18 protein-coding genes are annotated in these 19,538 nt (G+C 70.3%); 10 read left to right on the top strand and 8 right to left on the bottom strand.

Annotation, left to right across the window (positions count from 1 at the left end; genetic code table 11):
- Positions 1–62: 62 nt before the first annotated feature.
- From OG844_RS19725 to OG844_RS19715, 3 genes are read left to right on the top strand one after another with little or no spacing between them, the layout of a single operon-like run.
- A complete protein-coding gene (locus OG844_RS19725) occupies positions 63–452 on the top strand; it encodes a GntR family transcriptional regulator (RefSeq protein ID WP_329207062.1) in 390 nt (129 codons plus the stop codon).
- Positions 449–1,342: an ABC transporter ATP-binding protein gene (locus OG844_RS19720; protein ID WP_406391921.1), complete on the top strand. Its 894-nt coding sequence runs from the start codon at positions 449–451 to the stop codon at positions 1,340–1,342. Before OG844_RS19725 ends, OG844_RS19720 begins: the two co-directional genes overlap by 4 nt.
- Positions 1,339–2,373: an ABC transporter permease subunit gene (locus OG844_RS19715; RefSeq protein ID WP_406391919.1), complete on the top strand. Its 1,035-nt coding sequence runs from the start codon at positions 1,339–1,341 to the stop codon at positions 2,371–2,373. Before OG844_RS19720 ends, OG844_RS19715 begins: the two co-directional genes overlap by 4 nt.
- Before the next feature lie 53 nt (positions 2,374–2,426).
- Here the strand turns inward: OG844_RS19715 and OG844_RS19710 are convergent, their stop codons facing one another.
- The 3 genes from OG844_RS19710 to OG844_RS19700 form a co-directional block, all read right to left on the bottom strand.
- Complete coding sequence (locus OG844_RS19710; RefSeq protein WP_406391917.1) at positions 2,427–2,885, bottom strand: hypothetical protein; 459 nt, start codon at positions 2,883–2,885, stop codon at positions 2,427–2,429.
- 257 nt (positions 2,886–3,142) lie between these two features.
- Positions 3,143–4,321, bottom strand: coding sequence for a cellulose-binding domain-containing protein (locus tag OG844_RS19705; RefSeq protein ID WP_406391915.1), 1,179 nt, complete (start codon positions 4,319–4,321; stop codon positions 3,143–3,145).
- Positions 4,322–4,420: 99 nt separating this feature from the next.
- Positions 4,421–5,791: a cellulase family glycosylhydrolase gene (locus OG844_RS19700; RefSeq protein WP_406391912.1), complete on the bottom strand. Its 1,371-nt coding sequence runs from the start codon at positions 5,789–5,791 to the stop codon at positions 4,421–4,423.
- Between the two features lie 579 nt (positions 5,792–6,370).
- On the opposite strand from OG844_RS19700, the gene OG844_RS19695 reads away from it, so the two are divergent.
- Together OG844_RS19695 and OG844_RS19690 are read left to right on the top strand one after the other, a co-directional pair.
- Entirely contained in the window at positions 6,371–6,607 is a 237-nt protein-coding gene (locus tag OG844_RS19695; protein WP_406391911.1) for a hypothetical protein, read from the top strand.
- A 256-nt stretch (positions 6,608–6,863) separates the two neighbouring features.
- Positions 6,864–7,751, top strand: coding sequence for an RNA polymerase sigma factor (locus tag OG844_RS19690; RefSeq protein ID WP_406391909.1), 888 nt, complete (start codon positions 6,864–6,866; stop codon positions 7,749–7,751).
- 4 nt (positions 7,752–7,755) lie between these two features.
- Here the strand turns inward: OG844_RS19690 and OG844_RS19685 are convergent, their stop codons facing one another.
- Both OG844_RS19685 and OG844_RS19680 read right to left on the bottom strand, forming a co-directional pair.
- A complete protein-coding gene (locus OG844_RS19685; RefSeq protein ID WP_406391908.1) occupies positions 7,756–8,007 on the bottom strand; it encodes a DUF397 domain-containing protein in 252 nt (83 codons plus the stop codon).
- Entirely contained in the window at positions 8,004–8,825 is an 822-nt protein-coding gene (locus OG844_RS19680; RefSeq protein ID WP_406391907.1) for a Scr1 family TA system antitoxin-like transcriptional regulator, read from the bottom strand. Before OG844_RS19680 ends, OG844_RS19685 begins: the two co-directional genes overlap by 4 nt.
- A gap of 111 nt (positions 8,826–8,936) precedes the next feature.
- On the opposite strand from OG844_RS19680, the gene OG844_RS19675 reads away from it, so the two are divergent.
- Genes OG844_RS19675 through OG844_RS19665 form a run of 3 tightly spaced genes read left to right on the top strand, consistent with a single transcriptional unit; the run spans position 8,937 to position 11,068 of the window.
- Positions 8,937–9,383 carry an ATP-binding protein gene (locus tag OG844_RS19675; protein ID WP_406391906.1) on the top strand — a complete coding sequence of 149 codons (447 nt, stop codon included), beginning with the start codon at positions 8,937–8,939 and terminating at the stop codon, positions 9,381–9,383.
- Positions 9,384–9,398: 15 nt separating this feature from the next.
- Entirely contained in the window at positions 9,399–10,439 is a 1,041-nt protein-coding gene (locus OG844_RS19670) for an NAD(P)/FAD-dependent oxidoreductase (RefSeq protein WP_406391904.1), read from the top strand.
- The gene (locus OG844_RS19665) at positions 10,436–11,068 is read left to right on the top strand and encodes an SAM-dependent methyltransferase (protein WP_406391902.1); all 633 of its coding nucleotides are present in this window, start codon (positions 10,436–10,438) and stop codon (positions 11,066–11,068) included. Before OG844_RS19670 ends, OG844_RS19665 begins: the two co-directional genes overlap by 4 nt.
- Before the next feature lie 85 nt (positions 11,069–11,153).
- Here the strand turns inward: OG844_RS19665 and OG844_RS19660 are convergent, their stop codons facing one another.
- Positions 11,154–11,771 (bottom strand): YceI family protein, encoded by a 618-nt coding sequence (locus OG844_RS19660; RefSeq protein ID WP_406391900.1) that lies wholly within the window; start codon positions 11,769–11,771, stop codon positions 11,154–11,156.
- A gap of 255 nt (positions 11,772–12,026) precedes the next feature.
- On the opposite strand from OG844_RS19660, the gene OG844_RS19655 reads away from it, so the two are divergent.
- The gene (locus OG844_RS19655; RefSeq protein WP_406391898.1) at positions 12,027–12,548 is read left to right on the top strand and encodes a hypothetical protein; all 522 of its coding nucleotides are present in this window, start codon (positions 12,027–12,029) and stop codon (positions 12,546–12,548) included.
- A 59-nt stretch (positions 12,549–12,607) separates the two neighbouring features.
- Here the strand turns inward: OG844_RS19655 and OG844_RS19650 are convergent, their stop codons facing one another.
- Positions 12,608–13,828, bottom strand: a complete 1,221-nt coding sequence (locus tag OG844_RS19650) for a cysteine desulfurase-like protein (RefSeq protein ID WP_406391897.1) — start codon at positions 13,826–13,828, stop codon at positions 12,608–12,610.
- 194 nt (positions 13,829–14,022) lie between these two features.
- Positions 14,023–15,249: a glycoside hydrolase family 64 protein gene (locus OG844_RS19645; RefSeq protein ID WP_406391895.1), complete on the bottom strand. Its 1,227-nt coding sequence runs from the start codon at positions 15,247–15,249 to the stop codon at positions 14,023–14,025.
- Positions 15,250–15,607: 358 nt separating this feature from the next.
- Between OG844_RS19645 and OG844_RS19640 the strand changes: the two genes are divergently transcribed.
- Complete coding sequence (locus tag OG844_RS19640) at positions 15,608–19,477, top strand: endo-alpha-N-acetylgalactosaminidase family protein (protein ID WP_406391894.1); 3,870 nt, start codon at positions 15,608–15,610, stop codon at positions 19,475–19,477.
- Positions 19,478–19,538 lie beyond the last annotated feature (61 nt).

The following is a 19,538-nucleotide window of genomic DNA, read 5'->3' as shown; positions in this document are numbered from 1 at the left end:
TTGACAGATCAGGGGTCGCTAGAGTCCTATAGTGCTAGGAACCTAGATGAATAGAGGAGACGGTGATCGAGTTTCACCTCGACTCCCGGTCCGGCGTCGCGCCGTACCTGCAGCTCGTCCACCAGGTGCGTCAGGCCATGCGGCTGGGCCTGCTGTTCGAGGGCGACAGGCTGCCCACGGTCAAGGACGTCGCCGCCAAGGTCGCGATCAACCCCAACACCGTGCTCAAGGCGTACCGGGAGCTCGAGTACGAGGGCCTGGTCGCCAAGAAGCCCGGCGTCGGCACGTTCGTGTCCAGCACCCTCAGCGACGCCTCGCTGTCCGAACACGAGCCGCTGCGCCAGGAGTTGCGCGGCTGGCTGGAGCGGGCGCGAGCGGCGGGGCTGAACGAGGAGAGCATCGAGGCCCTGTTCCTGAGCACCTTTCGCACCTCCACCGAAGAGGAGAAATGACCGCAATTCTGGAAGCGAGAGGCCTGGGCAAGCGGTACGGCCGCCGCCAGGCGCTGGACGACTGCACCCTGAGCGTGCCCGCCGGCCGGGTCGTCGGCCTGGTAGGCCCCAACGGGGCCGGAAAATCAACCCTGTTGCAACTGGCCTGCGGGCTGATCACCCCGACCTCGGGCACCATCGACGTCCTTGGCGGGCGCCCCGCATCCGGGCCGGGACAACTGGCCAAGGTCGGCTTCGTCGCCCAGGACACCCCGACTTACACCGGGCTGTCCATCGCCGATCACCTGCGCCTCGGCGCACGGCTCAACCCCGCCTGGGACGAGAAGCTGGCCCGGACCCGGATCCAGGACCTCGGCCTTGACCCCGCCCAGCGGGTCGGCAAGCTCTCCGGGGGCCAGCGCGCCCAGGTCGCCCTCACCCTCGCCGTGGCCAAGCGGCCCGAACTGCTCATCCTGGACGAGCCGGTCGCCGCCCTGGACCCGCTGGCCCGGCGCGAGTTCCTGCAGGGACTCATGGAGTACGTCGCCGAGCACGGCACCACCGTCATCCTCTCCTCGCACCTGGTCTCCGACCTGGAGCGGGTCTGCGACCACCTGATCTCGCTGGTCGCCTCCCGCGTGCAGATCGCCGGCGACGTCGACGACCTCCTGGGCACGCACTTCCGGCTCACGACGGCTCGCCGCGACGCGGAGGAGCTGCCGGAGGGGATGCGGGTCCTGACGGCCACGCACACCGAACGGCAGAGCACCTTCATCGTCCGGGCCGCCGCCCCGGTCCGCGACCCCGCCTGGGTCCTGGAACCCCTCGACCTGGAGGACCTGGTCCTCACCTACATGGCCGACGGCAGGGTCCGCCCGGCCGGCCGTTCCGCACTGGAGGCACAGCGATGATCTGGCTCACCTGGCGCCAGTACCGTGTCCAGACCCTGGTGGCCCTCGTGGCCCTCGTCGTGATCGCGGCGGCCCTCCTGGTCACCGGGATCCAGATCCGGGACACGTACGACAGCAACATCCTCGGCTGCGGGGCGGACTGCGGATCGGCCAAGAACGCGTTCATCACCGAATACGAGTCCCTGTACTTCCTCGCCACCGGTCTCGTCATCGCCGTCCCCGGCGTCTTCGGGATCTTCTGGGGCGCGCCGCTGATCGCCCGGGAGCTGGAGACCGGCACCCACCGGCTGGTCTGGAACCAGAGCATCAGCCGCACCCACTGGCTCGCGGTCAAACTCTCGGCGGTCGGCCTGAGCGCCGTTGCGGTCTCGGGACTGCTCAGCCTCATGGTGACCTGGTGGGCGTCTCCGCTCGACGAGATCCACAGCGAACGCTTCACGCCCGTCCTCTTCGACGGGCGGGGCATCGTCCCGCTCGCCTACGCGGCCTTCGCCTTCACCGCCGGCGCCTGCGCCGGACTGCTGATCCGCAGAACGGTCCCCGCGATGGCGGCCACACTCGCCCTGTTCGTCGCGGTCCAGGTCCTCATGCCCTTCGCCGTCCGCCCGCACCTCATCGCGCCGGAACATGCCGTCGTGTCCCTCAAGGCGATCACCATGCCCGGAGACGAGGGCGGCGCCGAAGCGTCCGCCACGCCGCCGGAGTGGACCGCGACGAACATCCTCCTGTCCGGCGACGAGGACAACGCGAGCCTGGACGTCGGCGTGTCCAAGCCGGGCGCCTGGGTGGTGTCCGGTACCGGGCCGGTGCTCGATGCGACGGGCCGGGAGGTCCGGGGGGCCGAGGGCTGCGCGAGCCGTGACACGGACGCCATCAAGTGCTTCGCCGAGTCCGACCTCCACGTCGAGGTGTCCTACCATCCGGCCGACCGCTACTGGCCGTTCCAGTGGATCGAGACGGCGATCTTCCTCGCCCTGGCCGGACTGCTGTCAGGCTTCTGCGCCTGGTGGCTGCGCCGCCGTCTGAACTGACGGGGAAACCGCCGAGGCGGCCGAAGCCGACGCAACTGGCTTCGGCCGCCGTACTACGTGCCGTGGCCGGTCCGGTGGAAATAGCCCGTGGGGCAGTTTGCGTCCGGATCGTCGGTCGGGCACATCGCAGGGTCGTCGTCGCCGAAGAAGAAGGCGCTCACGGAGCAGCTGTCGTCGGAGGAGTCCAGTGACAGGATGCTGCCGCGTGTCGCGGTCTCGTCGGCTTGAGTGGTGGAGGAGGCGTAGAACGCCCAACGGCCGGATGACAGGACCGAAGGGTCGCTGCAGCCCGCGTCGGCTACGACGGGCAACCGGTCGAAGTGCTCGCTGGTGAAGGTGCGGTCCGAGTTGAAGGTCAGGGATGTGCCTGACCCGTCGGTCCATCGCCCCTCGAGCTGATCCGCCGAGACCTCTGAGCCATAGAGCGCCGCAGCCCAGCCGCAGGAGACCGTCAGAGCCGTCGCTGCCGCGGTGAGAGCAGCCGCTCTCCATGCCTGTCGACCCACGTGCATGACTCCCCCTGCGCGCCTCGGCGGCCCTCGGGACCGCGCCGCACCGTCCCTCCCGGACCTTATCCTGAACGCGTTCAAACTGTTCAGGTGGGTTGAGGCTGCGGTCTTCGTCGCCCTGGCCGGACTGCTGAGGGGTGGGAAACGCCGAAGCGGCCGAAGCCAACGCAACTGGCTTCGGCCGCCCTTGCGACTCTACGACCTCGTCCGCATCGCGGGGCTGCCCGCCCGGTGGGTGGTCAGAGTCTGTCTCCGCGCTGTCAGCAGCCGATGGGAGCGGAGCCGACGGTCACATCGTCGAACCACAGGGTGTCGTCGCCCGTCCCGTAGCTCTCCCACCCCAGTCGCAGGGCCGTGGGCCGGGGCGGTGTCGTGCGGGCGAGCCATTGCTGGTCGATGTCCTGTGTGGGGACACCGTCGGCGTGCAGGCCCGGAATCTGCTCGTCGCCGAGCCAGGTGTCGAGGCCCGGGGCCGTCGTGTCGATCGCGAACCGCAGGCACTGCCACGTTCCCGTCGGCAGCGGCCTGCTCAGCGCCACGCCGACCGGGCTCTGAGCCGGCAGGGTGGCGTCGTCGCTCTCCCGGTTCCACTGCAGGGCACCGTTCTGGCCCCCGACGCGCAGGCTCCGCCCGGCCTGGGAGCTGTCGGGCAGGGAGACGAACGTGACGTGGGCGGCGGGGAGCGCGGTGGTGTGCCTCACCCACATGCGTACGTGCATCACCGGACCCACCGAGGACAGGTCCGTGGTGGAGGCGACGAAGGCGTGGTTGCAGTACCCGGTCCCGCCGTCGACCCGCAGGGATCTGCTGCCGCTGTGCGCGACCGCGGTGTCGACGGCCGCCGTGCCGGTGCCCTGGCAGTCGGGTGCGGTGAACTGCCAGGCGCCGGACGGGGCGGGGCCGGTCTGGTCCTCGAAGTCGGAACAGATCACCGCGCTGCCGCAGTCCTCGCCGGGCGGGGTCGTGGGCGGCGGGGTGGTGGGGGGAGTGGTCGGGGGAGTGGTCGGCGGCGGGGTGCCGTCACCGCCGCAGGGCGTGCCGTTGAGGCTGAAGTCGCCCGGTGCGGGGTCGGACGACCGCCAGGTCCCCTGCAGGCCGAAGTCGGCCGTGCCACCCGTGGCCAGCGTGCCGTTCCAGCCGGCACCCACGGCGACGACGGAGCTGCCGGTCTGGGTGACGCTCGCGTTCCACGCCGAGGTCACCTGCTGGTCGCCGGTGTAGGTCCAGTTCAGACGCCAGCCGTTGAGCGCCGGGCCGAGATTGGTGACCTTGATCTGGGCGGTGTAGCCGCCCGTCCACTTGTTCACGGTGTAGTCGACCCGGCAGCCGGACTCCGCGCCGCTCGCGGACACCGCGGTGAAGCCGGACGCCAGCAGCACGACGGCCGTGAGGACCGCCGTCCACCGCCTGGGCAGTAATCGAGGGAGAAGGACGCGCACGTGTGCCTCCGAGGCAGGGGGTGAGGGAGTGCGGAAGGGTGACGGGAGCGGTGCCCGTCATCGGGACGGGGCTCCGGACCGCCGGAGCCCCGTCGGACATCAGCTGGTGGGGAAGCTGTCGGGAGTGCTGATCCGGTTCTTGAGCAGCGCTCCGGACTCGGTCAGCACACCGCTGCTGCTGTAGTCGCTGCCGGCGCAGGTGCCTGGCCGCAGCGCCGCGCTGCTCTCGGGGGCGTCGGAATAGGTCCAGTTCGCGTAGCTGATCTTCAGCTGATCGAGCAGGTTCAGCCAGGCCGTGGTGCTCGCCGCGTCCATCGCTCCACCGCCGGTGGCGCTGACCGTGCCGAACTCGGTGACGAAGAGCGGCAGTTGTGAAGCCGCTCGGCTCACCGTGGTGCGGTAGTTGTCCTTGTGGCTCGCGGCGTAGAAGTGGAACGCGTACATGATGTTGGTGGCATGGACGGGATTGTTGACGACCTCGCTCTCGTTGGAGCCGTCCGAGACGCCCAGCGAGGACCAGCCGCGGGTGCCGACGATGACGACGGCGTCCGGGTCGGCTGCCCGGATCACCGGGATGACCTGCTCGGCGTAGTTCTTGATCGCCGACCAGCTCACGCCGTTGGGCTCATTGGCGATCTCGTAGATCACGTTCTTCTTGTCGGCGTTCCGGGCCGCGACGGAGGCGAAGAACGTCTTCGCGCGTGCGAGGTTGAAGTTCGGGTCGCCGGGCGTCAGGGTGTGGAAATCGATCAAGGCGTACATGCCACGGGCCTCGGCCATGTCGACGAGGCCGTTCACGCGGCTCGTGAAGCCCGCCGGATCGGTCTCGTAGCCGTCCTCCTGCACGTACATGGCGATGCGCAGCAGGTCCGACTTCCAGTCCTTCGCCAACGCCTCCAGGGACGCGGCGTTGTAGCACTCGCTGAACCACTGGATGCCGTGCGTGCTCATGCCCCGCAGCTGTACGGGGCGGTTGTACTGGTTGCACAGGTTCACGCCGCAGACGTGGAGCGGGCCGTTGATGTCCACGGGGGTGCCGTCGGCCGGGACGGGCGGTGGCTCCTCGGTGGCACCCGTACAGGCGACGCCGTTGAGCGTGAACGCCGTGGGTTTCGGGTTGGCGCCCGTGAAGGAGCCCGTGAACCCCACGTCGGCCGCCGCGCCGGTGGCCAGAGTGCGGTTCCAGTCGACGCCGACGGCGGTGACCGTGGAGCCGGACTGCGACCAGGTGGCGTTCCAGCCCTGGGCGATCTTCTGTCCCGCGTCCGGCATGGCGAACCCGAGTGTCCATCCCGTGACGGGGGCGCCCAGGTTGGTGATCTTCACCGCGGCCTGGAAGCCGCCCGTCCACTGGCTGGCGACGGTGTAGTCGACCTTGCAGCCGGCTGCGGCCGCCGCCTGGGGGCCGATTGCCGCCGTAAGGCCCAGGACGGTCGCGCAGGTCGCCAGTAAGGCGAGCAGGCGTTTCATAGCGTTCCTCCTCGTGCGGAGCGGGAAGAGCGTGATGGGAGCGCTCCCATCACCCATCGGCCCGAGAACGTACACCGCGTGCCGATGCGCGTACAGACATTCGACGAGTTTCGGTAAAGAGGGGTGCGGGAACGCGGCCCGGCTCAGCTTCCGGCAGTCGGGTCCGGGTCGTCTGCGGCGGATCTGCACACCGTGTCCGCAGGTGGCGAGGCGCGACCTGCGGCGCTTCGCGTGCGGACCTGATCCCGCGCATCGGCGGCCGACAATGTCCCCTTCGTGGCGGATCGCTTAGGGGGCCGGCAGAAAGTCCGTCGGTCGGTCGGGTGAAGAATCTGTACCGGTCCATCGAGCAATGTGACCGTGCCGGTTCTTCGGTGCCGGAGTGGCTATTCACGGGACTGCTGATGGCTGGCCCCGCAACGCCCTCACGTGCTTACATCCCTCACATCGCGGAAGCCGTAGGGAAATTCGCCGCCTTCGGGCGGTGAGGACTTCGGTATCCGTGACAGCGGCAAGGGCCTTTCGCTTCTGCGGAGTCGGCTCCGGCCATTCGGAATTAATGCGAAGGGAATTCACATCATGAGCTCCGCCCCCCAGATGCAGACCCAGGAAATCTCCGACGTGGACCTGGACGGCGTGTCCGGCGGCATCGCCGGCGCGGCTGCGATCGAGGCGCCGCTCGTCGGTGGCATCGCGGGTGCGGTCGACGCCGACCTGCTGGGCGCGCTGCCGCTCTCCGGCAGCCTCTCGGGTTCCGTCGGCGGCAGCCTGCTCGGCGTCGCCGGGCTCGGCTCCGCCGCCACGCTCTCGGTCTGATCCGGCGCCGAGCCCGTATGCCCCGAGACCTGCCGGGTCGCGTGGCATAGGGGCCGTGGGGCCCTATGACCGACGCACACCGGACCGGAGACCATGGACCAGAGGCTGCGACCGTGAGCGTCCCGCGTACCGCCGGTCGTCCAGGCGGCCCGGGCAACCGGTGGGAGCTCATCTGGAGTCACCGGGACGAACTGCTGGAGATCGCGCGCAGTCACTCGTCGGAGCCGAAGAAGCCGAGGACGCCGTTCAGGAAGCGATGATCCGCGCGGTGGAGGACCCTGACGTCCCGTACGGCCGGGTGCGCCCGTGGCTCAGGCTCGCGACCCTGCGCGCATGCGCCGACCGGCACCGCCAGGTCGCCCGCGACCGGGAGTTGAGCAAGAGCCCTTACGCTGCCGCTCCGGTCGAGCCCTTCCTGGTCGAGGACGCGGCCTGCGACCGGGCGGAGGCCAGATGGCTGGCCGACCGCAGCGCGGAGCTGCTGCCCGCCCGCCAGGTACAGGCGCTGCGGCTCCGGGCGCAGGATCTCGACGTCGGACAGGTGGCCCGGACCATGGGGCTGAGCTACCACGCCACCGAGTCACTGCTCGCCAGAGCCAGGCGCTCGTTGCGCAACGCCTTGGCCGGTTGCATCGCACTGGCCACGGCTCTGTGGATGTGCGCACGCAGGTTTCCCCGTACGGGCATCGCCCAGTCCGCAGGGGCGACATCGGCGGCGGTGACGCTGGCCGTGGCGGATGCGGTTCTGCCGGCCGGGCCCCTCGACCGGCCGGACAGCCGGCCCCCTTCCGGGAGCGGGCCCGAAACGGTGGTGGCGCCGGCCGCGGAGCTCCCCGCTCCCCGTGTCCGGTCACGTCCTCACGGGGCGTCGCCCTCCTCGGATCCGCATCGCATGGACCGGGCGCCCCAGGGCGCCTCGTGGTCCGTTCCGGGGCCGCCGAGGACCCACGAACTGCCGGACACGGTGACCGTGGAGGTATCGATCGAATCCGGCGCGCCGGTGCCGGTAGTGCCGCCGGTGGCCACGCCCACGACGATGCCGTCACTGCCGGTGGACGCGCCCGATGTCCTTGGTCCGGAAGGGCCCTCGGTGCCGTCCGGCGCCGCCACCGCCAGGTTGGGCGGCACGTTCGATCTGCGCTGAGGTGCTAGGCCGCGGAGCTGACGAACGCGGCCCAGGCGGCCGGGCGCACGGTGAGGACCGGGCCTTCGGTGACCTTGGAGTCCCGGATGTGTACGGCGGCGGGGTGGGCGGAGACCTCGACGCAAGCGCCGCCCTCGCTGGCGCTGTAGCTGGACTTGTGCCAGTCGTAGGCGACTTCGAGGCAGTCGCCGCCTTGGTCGCTGCTGTGACTGGACTTGAACCACATGAGGGCTGTGCCGCGTGCTGCGCGATTCATGACTCTCCAAGCAGGTCGTCCAGTAGGCGCGCGCTGTTTTCGACGGAAAGCGCCTGCGAACGCAGCATCCCATATTTCTGCTGGAGCACACTGACGTCGTCCGGGTCGTCGTGAAGCACACTGGCCAACTGGGCCTCGACGTAGGCGAGATGGTCATGATCAGGGGTCTCGAGCAAGACCATGGGGCCCGCGAGGCCGGCGTGTTTGGGCAACTTCATGGGCATGACCTGGAGTCCCAGAAAAGGGAGTTCCATGCACTGTCGAAGGTGGTGGATCTGCCCCCATCGTACATGAGGATCCCCGATCACGCCGCGCAGGATGCTCTCCTCCAGCACGAAGTGCAGCATCGGGCGCGGCCTGCGTGCGAGGAGTCGCTGTCGGTCGAGGCGGGCGGTGACCCATTCCTCCCGCTGGTCCTCTTCGAGCGGCGGGTAGAGGCAGGAGAAGAGGAACCGTGCGTACTCCTCCGTCTGAAGCAGCCCGGGTACCACCTGGTTCTGGTACGACAGCAGCGTCACCGCCTCCTGCTCGTACTCCACAAAATCCTGCGCGAACGCCGGGAACCGCTCCCTCTGCGGCACCTTCGCCACCGCGACCTGCAACACCCCCTTGGTGTCCAGCAGTTCGTCCAGCTGTGCCGCGAAGTCCGCCTGGAGCGGCCGGCGGCCCTGTTCGATCGAGGCGATCGTGTCCTCGCCCACGCAGAAGCGGTCGGCCAGCGACGCCTGCGTCAGCCGGGCCGCCTTGCGGAACGTCGCCAGCTGCGCACCGATCACGTGCCAGGACGTGACCCGCTTGTTCCTCTTCGCCGAGTGCATGCTGCGCCTCTCCCCGTACGCGACCCCGCCGGACCCGTCAGCACCCGTACAAACGCGATGTACGACCTGACGCGCTGATCAACCCTAGTGACTTTCTGTGACAGTCGTCCCGTGAATGAATCAACTCAACTCCTCCGCCTCCGCGAGGCGTTCTACCGCCGCGAGCGCAGGTCGATCCCCCTCGTGCGGCAGTTCGTGCGTGCGACGCTGCTCGACTGGGCGTGCGGGGTGCCCGTCGACGACGTGCTGCTCTGCGTGAGCGAGCTCGCCACCAACGCGCTGGTCCACGGTGTCCCGCCCGGCCGCGGATTCCGCGTACGCCTCTCCTGGGAGCGGGTGCTCAGGGTCGAGATCCACGACAGCGGGGGCGGCGAGGTCCAGGAAGGGTCCGACCCCGCCCCGTACCAGGAGTACGGGCGCGGTCTGGTGCTCGTCGGGGCGCTCGCCGACTCGTGGGGGGTGAGGGAGCGGAGTCCGGGCAAGGCCGTCTGGTGCGAGTTTGCCGCTTCGGCAAGCAAGCTTGTCGAAACGGGGCAGTGCGCGCACCATCTGCCGTAGATGGAGGTGTTTCGCATGAGTGACAAGAATCAGCGCTACGACGTGGTCGTGGTGGGCGGCGGGGCCGCCGGGCTGAGCGGGGCCCTGGCCCTGGCCAGGGCCAGGCGTTCCGTGCTCGTGATCGACGCGGGCAGCCCGCGCAACGCACCCGCGTCCCACGTGCACAACTACCTGGGCCGCGAGGGCACCCCGCCCTCGGAGCTGCTGGCCATCGGCCGGGCGGAGGCCTCCGGGTACGGGGCCGAGATCGTCGAGGGCGAGGTCGTGGCGGCCGAGAAGCTCCCCGACGGCGGATTCCGGGTCGTACGGGAGGACGGGAGCGCCGTCGAGGCGCGCCGGCTGCTGGTGACCACCGGGCTGGTCGACGAACTGCCGCAGGTGGAAGGCCTGGCCGAGCGCTGGGGTCACGACCTGCTGCACTGCCCGTACTGCCACGGCTGGGAGGTGCGGGACCGGGCGATCGGCATCCTGGCCGTGAGCCCCATGGCTGTGCACCATGCGCTGCTCTGGCGGCAGTGGAGCGATGACGTGGTGCTGTTCCGGCACCTCCGGTCCGACTTCACCGACGAGGAGTACGAACAGCTGGCCGCTCGGGGCATCGCCGTGGTGGACGGCGAGGTCCTCGGACCCGTCGTCGAGGACGACCGGCTCGCCGGGGTGCGGGTGGCCGGCGGCACGGTGATCCCGCGTGAGGTACTCGTGGTCCAGCCGCGCTTCACCGCGCGTTCCGGGGTCCTGGAGAGCCTCGGCCTGGTGCCCACGGCGATGGAGATGGGCGACCACCTCGCCGGCACGTACTTCGAGGCCGATCCGACCGGTGCGACCGCGGTGCCCGGGGTATGGGTGGCCGGTAACGTCGCCAACCTCATGGAGCAGGTCATCGGCGCCGCCAACGCGGGGCTGAAGGCGGGGGCGGCCATGAACGCGGACCTCGTCACCGAGGACACCCGCCGCGCGGTCGCCGCCCGGCAGGAGCCCTTCTCGGCCGAGGCCGAGCGACATGTCACCGAGCGCGTGCTCGGAAACCGCCGTCACGGACTGCAGGAGACCCGATGACCGACGACACCACCCGGACCGACGCCGAACTCTGGGACGACCGGTACCGGGAGAGGGACCGGATCTGGAGCGGGAACCCCAACGCCGCACTCGTCCGTGAAGTGGAGGGCCTGAAGCCGGGGCGCGCCCTCGACCTCGGCTGCGGCGAGGGGGCCGACGCGGTCTGGCTCGCCAGGTGGGGCTGGAAGGTCACCGCCACCGACATCTCGCGGGTGGCCCTGGAGCGGGCGGCCGGGCACGCGGCCGACGCGGGCGTGGCGGACCGGATCGACTGGCAGTGGCACGACCTGGGCGCCTCGTTCCCGGAAGGGGAGTTCGACCTGGTCTCCGCCCAGTTCCTGCACTCCATGGGTGACCTGCCGCGCGAGCAGATCCTGCGGCAGGCGGCCTCGGTGGTCGCGCCCGGCGGCGTGCTCCTCATCGTCGGACACGCGGGCTTCCCCTCCTGGGAGCACGACCACCCGGATGTGGAGCTGCCGACCACGGACGAGGTGCTCGCCTCGCTCGAACTCCCGGACGAGGAGTGGGAGGTGCTGCTCAGCGCGGAGCACGAGCGGATCCAGAACGACCCGGACGGGAACCCCACCACCCGCACGGACAACGCTCTGAAGGTGCGCCGCACCGTGTGACCGAGGCCCCGGACGCCGAGCGCCCGCCTTCCTCCCCGGTGGGGGAGCGGAGGCGGGCGCGCCCGGTTCAGGAGCTCCGTACGGTTCAGGCCTGCGGGGCGGCCTTGATCGCGGAGATGTCGAAGTTCAGCTTGACCTTGTCGCTGACCATCACGCCGCCGGTCTCCAGCGCCGCGTTCCAGGTCAGGCCCCAGTCGGAGCGCAGGATGTCGGTGCTGCCCTCGAAGCCCACGCGCTCGTTGCCGTAGACGTCCGTGGCGGAGCCGTTGAACTCCAGGTCGATGGCGAGCGGGCGTGTCACGTCCTTGATGGTGAGGTCGCCGGTGACGCGGTACCTGTCGCCCCCGAGCTGCTCGGCCGTGGTGGACCGGAAAGTCATGAGGGGGAACTTCTCGGCCTCGAAGAAGTCGCCGCTGACCAGGTGGCCGTCACGGTCGGCGATGCCGGTGTCGACACTGGCGATCTTGACGTCGATGGAGGCGGACGAGTTCGCCGGGTCGGTGCCGTCCAGCTGCAGGGTGCCCTCGTGCTCACCGAAGGAGCCGCGCACGTTGGTGACCATGGCGTGGCGCACGGTGAAACCGATGCTGCTGTGCGCCGGGTCGATCGCGTAGGTGCCGGTCAGGGCGGCCAGTGCCGGGTCCACCGCGAGGGTGGCGGTGGTGGACGGGGCGTCGTTGTTCCTGCGGTTGAACAGAGCCATGGCTCCTCCTCGGGGACGTGTTCAGACGAGTGGCTGTCGAAGTTCTTGTTTAACCTTCAACGAGATTGACTGTAGACCAATATGGTTCGAAATTCAACAACAAGGGTCCAGGCCCTTCCGAAAGCCGCTCCGTACACCGTTCGATCACGCGATACCTCTGGCGGACGCGCGTAGAACCGGGCAGGATCTCCCTGCTCGGCCCCGCACGACAGCTCGCTCATCCCCCGTTTTGTCATGAGCAGGAGGAATTCTCCCATGCTGACCCGTCCTGTACTCCGCTCGGCCCTGACCGCCCTCGCCCTCGTTCTCGGTGTGCTCTTCGCACCCGGCGTCGGCGTGATCAGCGGCGCGACCGAGGCCAACGCCGTGACCAAGCTGACCCACTCCCAGGCCACCTCCCGCTTCAGCTCCTCCGGGATCACCTGGTCGTCGTCCGGCGGCTGCTCCAACCGGAACGTCTCCACCTGTACGTCCTTCGACCAGCTCAACCTCACCAGCGCCCAGGGCGCCCAGACGCTCAAGAGCGCCACGGGATGCGGGCTCAACATCACCGGCGGCACCGAGACCGGGCACGCCAGTGGCACGTACTCGCACTGGAACGGCTACAAGCTCGACTTCAGCAAGACCACCTGCCTGACGAACTACGTGAAGAGCGCGTTCACCTACATCGGTGTGCGCGGCGACGGAGCGCCCCAGTACCGCTCCGGATCCGGCAACGTCTACGCGGACGAGGGCAACCACTGGGACGTGACGTACTACAACTGCGGCGGCTGCTGACCCCGTACGCACAGGTGCCCCCGTCCGGCGGGACGGGGGCACCGTGGGTCCGGGGACGCTCAGGCGTCGGCGGGGTGGGCCGTGAGGAACGCGGCCAGGGCGTCCAGCAGCCGGTCGGCGTCCTCGGCGCTGCTGTACGGCGCGAGGCCGATCCGCAGCCCGCCCCCGTCACCCAGACCCAGATGACGGGAGGCCTCCAGGGCGTAGAAGGAGCCGGCCGGAGCGTCGACCCCGTGCTCGGCCAGATACCGCGAGGCGAGCGCGGCGGAGCGGCCCGGGAACGTCAGCAGCAGCGTCGGTGTGCGCAGGGCGGCCCGCGAGTGCACGGTGATCCCGTCGAGGGCGGCCAGCCCGGTCTCGATGCGGGCCCGCAGGGCGTCCTCATGCGCCTCGATCTCCTCGAAGGCGGCGAGGAGCCGCTCCCGCCGGGTGCCCTCCGTGCCGGGAGCCAGCGAGGCGATGAAGTCCACGGCGGCGCGGGCGGCGGCCAGCAGTTCGTACGGGAGGGTGCCCAGCTCCAGGCGCTCCGGGATCGCGTCGCTGGACGGCAGGAGCTTGTCGGGCCGCAGGGTCTCCAGCAGTTCGGGCCGGCTCGCCAGCACGCCCATGTGCGGACCGAGGAACTTGTACGGCGAGCAGACCAGGAAGTCCGCGCCGACGGCGGCCAGGTCGACGGCCGCGTGAGCCGTGTAGTGCACGGCGTCGACGTGCAGCAGGGCGCCGGCGCGGTGGACGAGTCCGGCGATGGCGGGCAGGTCGGGGCGGGTGCCGACGAGGTTGGACGCGCCGGTGACGGCGACCAGCCGGGTCCGCTCGCCGAGTACGGCGGCGACGTGGCCGGGCGTCAGCTCCGCGGTCGCGGGGTCGAACTCGGCCCAGCGGACCGTCGCGCCCACCGCCTCGGCGGCCTGGATCCAGGGGCGGATGTTGGCGTCGTGGTCGAGACGGCTGACCACCACCTCGTCGCCGGGACCCCAGTCCTTGGTCAGGGTCCGTGCGAGGTCGTAGGTGAGCTGCGTCGAACTGCGGCCGAACACGATGCCGCGCGGCTCGGCCCCCAGGAGGTCGGCCAGCGCGGACCGGGCCCCGGCCACGATGGCTTCCGCGTTGCGCTCGCCCTCGTTCTGCGTGCCCCGGACGGCGAGCGGGTTCGCCAGCGCTTCGGTGATCGCGTCGATGACCGGCTGGGGTGTCTGGGTGCCGCCGGGCGCGTCGAAGCGGGCCGACCCGGACTTCAGGGCCGGAATCTGCGCGCGGACTGCGTGGACGTCGAAGGGCATACGTTCTCCTGGAACATCGCTGCGGACCAGCTGGGGAGGCGGCGCACGGGTACGGGCCCCCGGACAGGATCCTGCCCCTCGCCGGAACGCGACGCGCAGCCGGGTGCCGGGACCGCCCGGCCGATGCGGACGCAGCAGGGCCGCCCGCCGTGTGGGGGACGGCGGGCGGCCCGGTTCCGGACGCCGGCTTCCGGTCAGGAGCCGACGCTCACCGTGAAGCGCCGCGGGTTGCCGTCGTGGGCCGCCCCGGAGACGTCCGGCTGGCCGTCCGGGCGTACGTCGTCGTACGGGAACGCGTACCCGATCGGGGAGTTCGCGTGAACGACGCGCGACCAGTGGTTGGTCACCGCGCCCTTGTAGTAGTCCGCCACCGTGGTGCCGTTGGGCTGCTGGGGGTGGCTCAGCATGATCGAACGGTTGAAGCCCGCAGCGATCCTCGCCAGCAGTGCCTTCTTGTCGTCGGAGTCACCCGGGTTGTTCGTGAAGGGCCCGTGGTTGCACGTGAAGACGTCCTTCGACGTCGGCTTGACGAAGGTGTGACCGCCCTCGAACGTCAGGGTGTCGCCGCTGACCCGGCCCGCGAGCGTGCCCCGGCCGCCCTGGAGGTCGATCCGCAGGTCCGTGGAGCGGTACTTCTCCCAGACCTCGTCGATCTGCGCCGTGAACAGATCCCGGAAGGGCATCTCGTTCGGCCGGTCGAAGAACGGCGCCATCAGGTTCTGCGGCGAGACGACCCGCAGGACCTTCCCGTCCGAACCGCGCGTCACCAGCTTGTCCCAGGGCTGCCCGTCAGCGGCGGCCTGGGCCGTCAGGTCGTCGGCGATGCGCTGCACAGCGCCGTCCGGGAGCGGCGCCACGGTGTGCGTGGTGTCGCCCTCCAAGGTCAGGCCGATCGGCAGCGCGGTCACCAGGTCGACGTAGCTGATGTTCGCGTAGATCTGCTGCGGGTTGAACGTGAACTCGCAGAACGACCAGGTCCGCCCGTAGTTCGGGTCGGTCGGCGTCGCGAAGGCCGGCTCGACCAGCGAGGGGCCCGGGTTGAGGTAGAAGTCCAGCTTGTCGTCGCGTACGAAGTAGACCCGCGCCCCGTACATCTGAGGCAGCGTCAGCACGACCGGCCCGGCGCCCGCGGCCTTCAGCGGGATGGCGCAGTCCACCGGGAGCGGGGTCTGCGGGGCACCCGGGGAATCCGGGTGGTAGACGCTGCCGTCGGCCCGCAGCAGCACCCAGCGGTCGGTGCCCTGTTCGTGGCCGGTGACGTACGCGTGGACGGTGCCCGGCAACGACCGGTTCTCCAGGGCGAGTTCGCACGTCGCCGGTGCGGCCGACGTGCGCGGGCTCAGGGCGGTGCCCCAGAGAGGGTAGGTGAGCGCGGTCGCGGAGGCGGCTGCGCCCGTCAGGAACATTCTGCGCGAAATCATGAAGAACTCCCGAGGTGTGGGGGGCCGCAGACGGAGTCATGGGTGGTCGAGCGGGGAGGCGGTGCGGTGGGGGCCGCCTGCGGTGCGAACCACTCTCACCACGGGTGCCGCGAGCGTCAAGACGTACGACTGAGAGCGCTCTCAAGAATCGAGATTCTTCACAACTCGACGACTCGGAGCGGCATTTCGCGACCCTCGGTCGGTGATCGGGTGCGCGCGGTGAACAGGAACCGAACGCGCGATCCGGCCTGCCCCGTCCCCTCGCTCTTGGACTGACCGACCGCGGTTGTTGGACTGGTAAGCCCCTCGGGGCGGTATGACGTTGACCCTGTCGAGGCCGTGGGATTACTCAGTCCTCATGTCGCCAAGATTCCGATCGGCGGGCGCAGTCGCCGCCGCCTCAGCCGCCGTCCTGGCCCTCGTGGGGACCGCGCTCCCCGCCGCAGCCGCCGACCCGCCGCCCGCCGCGGCAGCAGACTCCGCCGCAGCCGGCGCCGTCATCGCCTCGGAGCGGCTCTCCGTCTCCGTCGCCGAGGACTTCCCACGCGTCCTGACGTACACCGACCGGGCCAGTGGGGCGCAACTGGCCGGCAGTACACAGCCGGTCACCGCCGTCACGCTCAACGGTGCCGCCCACCCCGTGCGACTCAAGGGCGCGCCGCAGTTCTCCGCGACGGAGGCCCACTACACCCTCACCTTCGAGGACCTGCCCGGCGTGGAGATCGACACCACGCTCTCCGTGGCCGGACGCGCCACCACCTTCAAGGTGGCCGCCGTGCGTGACACCGAGGCCTTCCGCGTCGGCACCATCGACATACCCGGCCACGACCTGGTCTCCGTGGGCTCCGCCGAGACAGGTGCCGCCACGGCATTCACCCGGCTGGACCCTGACTCCACGAAGACCGCCGACGTCTTCGCGGAGGTCACCGAGGGGACAGCCGCCGACAGCGCGCCGCTCGGCGCCTCGTACGCCATCGTCAGCACAGGCACCCTGGCCGCCGCCATCGAGTCCAACTCCACGTACGACAAGCCCTCGGGCGCCACGGGCGGCGACGACGCCCGCTTCTGGCACCAGGCCCGCAAGGCCGCCGACGGCAGCGTCCGGGTCGGGGTGTGGTCCGGTCAGTGGACCTACCGCGGCGAGGGTGCGCCGAAGCCGGAGAGCGGGGCGGACCTGCCCTGGGCGAAGGTCGTCGTCACGCCCGACGCCAACGGTGACAAGGCCGTGAACTGGCAGGACGGCGCAGTGGCCTTCCGGTCCATCGGAATCAGGGCCCCGGGCTCCGAGGACACCGCGAACCGGGTCATCACCCACATCCCGTTCAACTTCGCCAGCCAGGCCACCCACCCCTTCCTGCGCACCCTCGACGACGTCAAGCGGGTCTCGCTCGCCACCGACGGCCTCGGCCAGCTCGCGGTGCTCAAGGGCTACGGCTCCGAGGGCCACGACTCCGCGCACCCCGACTACGGCGGCAACTACAACAAGCGGGCCGGCGGCCTGAAGGACCTCAACGCACTGCTCGAGGACGGCAAGAAGTGGGGCGCCACCTTCGGCGTCCACGTCAACGCCACCGAGTCCTACCCCGAGGCGAACGCGTTCGACGAGAGGCTCGTCGACAAGACGAAGCCCGGCTGGAACTGGCTCAACCAGAGCTACTACATCGACCAGCGCCGCGACATCAACAGCGGAGACCTCGCGAAGCGCTTCCAGCAGCTGCGCGACGAGACCGACGACAACCTCGGCTTCCTCTACGTCGACGTCTACTACTCGCACGGCTGGATCGCGGACAAGGCCCTCCGGGCCGTGCAGCAGCAGGGCTGGAACGTCGGCACCGAATGGGCCGACAAGTTCGAACGCGGTTCGCTCTGGTCCCACTGGGCCAATGACCTGGACTACGGCGGGGCCACCAACAAGGGTCTCAACTCGAAGATCATCCGCTTCATCCGCAACGACGAGAAGGACATCTGGAACAACGACCCGGTCCTCGGCCAGACCGCGCTGGAGGACTTCGAGGGCTGGACCGGCGAGACCGACTGGAACGCCTTCTACGCCAACATCTGGGAGAGGAACCTCCCCGCCAAGTACCTCCAGCAGCAGAGGATCACCCGCTGGGACGGCAACGACGTCACACTCACCGGCGGGGTGCGCGGCATGGTCGAGAACGGCAGCCGAACCTTCTACGACCACGGCCGCAAGGTCCTCAGCGGCACCGGCTACCTGCTGCCCTGGGACGGCGGCAAGAAGCTCTACCACTACAACAAGGCTGGTGGCAGCAGCAGTTGGAACGTGCCCGGCGCGGGCGCGTACTCCGTCTACAAGCTCACCGACAACGGCCGCGTCAAGACCGGCACCGTCCGGCCCGTCGGCGGGAAGGTCACACTGAAGGCCACCGCCGGGCAGCCCTACGTCCTCTACCCGGACCGGGCGCCGCAGGCCGCCGACCCGCAGTGGGGCGAGGGCACCCCGGTCGACGACCCCGGCTTCAACGACAGCGGGCTCGACGACTGGACGCGGACCGGCACGGTCACCCGTGACACCGACGAGCAGGGACGCAACAGCGCCGAGCTCTCCGGCTCCGGTACGGCCGCGCTCTCCCAGAGCGTCACCGGACTGAAGCCCGGCACGCGCTACACCGCCTCCGCGTTCATCGAGGTCGAGCCGGGCAGGAGCCGGCACACCACCCTCTCGGCCGGCGGGAAGTCCGTCGCCGTGGACCGGTCCACCGCCGAGGACCAGGTCGCCGCGTCCGACCGGCACGGTACGTACTTCCAGCGGGCCAAGGTCAACTTCACCGCACCCGCCGACGGCCGCACCACCCTGCGCGTCGAGGCGGCCGGCGGCAGCACGGCGACCGTGCGGGCCGACGACGTACGCATCGTCGCCAACGCCCCGGCGACGAAACCGGGCACGGTCGCGTACGAGGACTTCGAGGACGTCGACCAGGGCTGGGGACCCTTCCTCAAGGGCGACGCGGGCGGCTCCACCGACCCCCGCACCAGCATCTCCCAGCTGCACGCCCCGTACACCCAGGCCGGCTGGAACGGGAAGCTCGTCGACGACGTGCTCGGCGGCAAGGAGTCCCTCAAGGCCCACGAGGAGAACACCGGCCTGGTCTACCGGACCGCACCGTGGACCGTCCCGATGACCGACGGCCGCCGCTACAAGGTCGAGTACGACTACCAGTCCAGCCACGCCGGTGCCTACGAGTGGGTCGACGGATACGACCGGATCGACGCCGACGGCGCCCCCGCCTCGACCGAGACCCGGGCCACGCCGATCGGCCGGCAGCTCACCACCGGTCACTTCACCGAGACCGTCACCGCCGGCTGCGGAGACACCTGGACCGGGCTGCGCAAGCGCGGCGACGCTCCCGAGGGCGCCGACTTCGTGCTCGACGGATTCACGGTGACCGACCTGGGACCCGCCCCCGCGGGCGAGCAGGCCGCCTGCGCCACGCTCGCCGTCACGGCCGGCATCCAGGCGCTGGAGCCCGGAGCGGCCACCACGGTGAAGGCCGCCTTCACCAACCACGAGGCGACGGAGGCCACCGGCGTCGAGGTCGGCCTCACCCTCCCGGAGGGCTGGACGGCACGGCCCTCCGGCCCCGTCACCTTCGACCGGGTCGCACCCGGCGCGAGGACCGAGGCGAGCTGGCAGGTCACCCCGCCCGCGGACGCCGCGTACAAGGCGTACGACCTGGGCGCCGCCGCCTCGTACACGGTGGACGGCACCGCACGCACCCTGGGCACGAACACCACCGTGAGGACCCTGCCCCCGCCGCCCGTCACCGACAGCTGGGCCAGTGACCTGGACTGGACGAGCTCGGAGAACGGCTGGGGTCCGGTCGAGCGCGACCTCTCCAACGGAGGAACGGGCGCCGGTGACGGCACCCCCCTGAAGATCGGGGGCACCGTGTACGAGAAGGGCCTCGGCACCCACGCACCGGCGAAGGTCCGCTACTACCTGGGCGGGAAGTGCACCTCGTTCACCGCCGAGGTCGGGGTGGACGATGCGCAGACCTCGCGGGGGAGTGTGCTCTTCTCCGTCACGGCGGACGGCACCGAGAAGGCCGCCTCGCCCGTGCTGAGGGCGGCGGACACCGCGTGGCAGCTGGAGGCGGACGTCACCGGCGCGAAGTACGTCGAGCTGGCCGTCGCGGACGGCGGCGACGACAACGGCAACGACCACGCCGACTGGGGGAGTGCCCGCTTCCACTGCGGGAGCTGAATCCGGGCTTCCCGCGAGGGGGCGGTTCCGGTTCCGGTTCCGGTTCCGCCCCCTGCCATTC

This window comes from Streptomyces sp. NBC_00887, from assembly GCF_045207585.1.
This window is presented reverse-complemented; position numbering and strand designations above follow the sequence as displayed.

Excerpts from the sequence above, each read along its gene's own strand:
- OG844_RS19710 (WP_406391917.1), bottom strand. The coding sequence starts at position 2,885 with ATGCACGTGGGTCGACAGGCATGGAGAGCGGCTGCTCTCACCGCGGCA.
- OG844_RS19660 (WP_406391900.1), bottom strand. The coding sequence starts at position 11,771 with ATGGCTCTGTTCAACCGCAGGAACAACGACGCCCCGTCCACCACCGCC.
- OG844_RS19650 (WP_406391897.1), bottom strand. The coding sequence starts at position 13,828 with ATGCCCTTCGACGTCCACGCAGTCCGCGCGCAGATTCCGGCCCTGAAG.
- OG844_RS19670 (WP_406391904.1), top strand. The coding sequence starts at position 9,399 with ATGAGTGACAAGAATCAGCGCTACGACGTGGTCGTGGTGGGCGGCGGG.
- OG844_RS19640 (WP_406391894.1), top strand. The coding sequence starts at position 15,608 with ATGTCGCCAAGATTCCGATCGGCGGGCGCAGTCGCCGCCGCCTCAGCC.
- OG844_RS19665 (WP_406391902.1), top strand. The coding sequence starts at position 10,436 with ATGACCGACGACACCACCCGGACCGACGCCGAACTCTGGGACGACCGG.
- OG844_RS19715 (WP_406391919.1), top strand. The coding sequence starts at position 1,339 with ATGATCTGGCTCACCTGGCGCCAGTACCGTGTCCAGACCCTGGTGGCC.
- OG844_RS19645 (WP_406391895.1), bottom strand. The coding sequence starts at position 15,249 with ATGATTTCGCGCAGAATGTTCCTGACGGGCGCAGCCGCCTCCGCGACC.
- OG844_RS19700 (WP_406391912.1), bottom strand. The coding sequence starts at position 5,791 with ATGAAACGCCTGCTCGCCTTACTGGCGACCTGCGCGACCGTCCTGGGC.
- OG844_RS19695 (WP_406391911.1), top strand. The coding sequence starts at position 6,371 with ATGAGCTCCGCCCCCCAGATGCAGACCCAGGAAATCTCCGACGTGGAC.
- OG844_RS19720 (WP_406391921.1), top strand. The coding sequence starts at position 449 with ATGACCGCAATTCTGGAAGCGAGAGGCCTGGGCAAGCGGTACGGCCGC.
- OG844_RS19680 (WP_406391907.1), bottom strand. The coding sequence starts at position 8,825 with ATGCACTCGGCGAAGAGGAACAAGCGGGTCACGTCCTGGCACGTGATC.
- OG844_RS19685 (WP_406391908.1), bottom strand. The coding sequence starts at position 8,007 with ATGAATCGCGCAGCACGCGGCACAGCCCTCATGTGGTTCAAGTCCAGT.
- OG844_RS19690 (WP_406391909.1), top strand. The coding sequence starts at position 6,864 with ATGATCCGCGCGGTGGAGGACCCTGACGTCCCGTACGGCCGGGTGCGC.
- OG844_RS19655 (WP_406391898.1), top strand. The coding sequence starts at position 12,027 with ATGCTGACCCGTCCTGTACTCCGCTCGGCCCTGACCGCCCTCGCCCTC.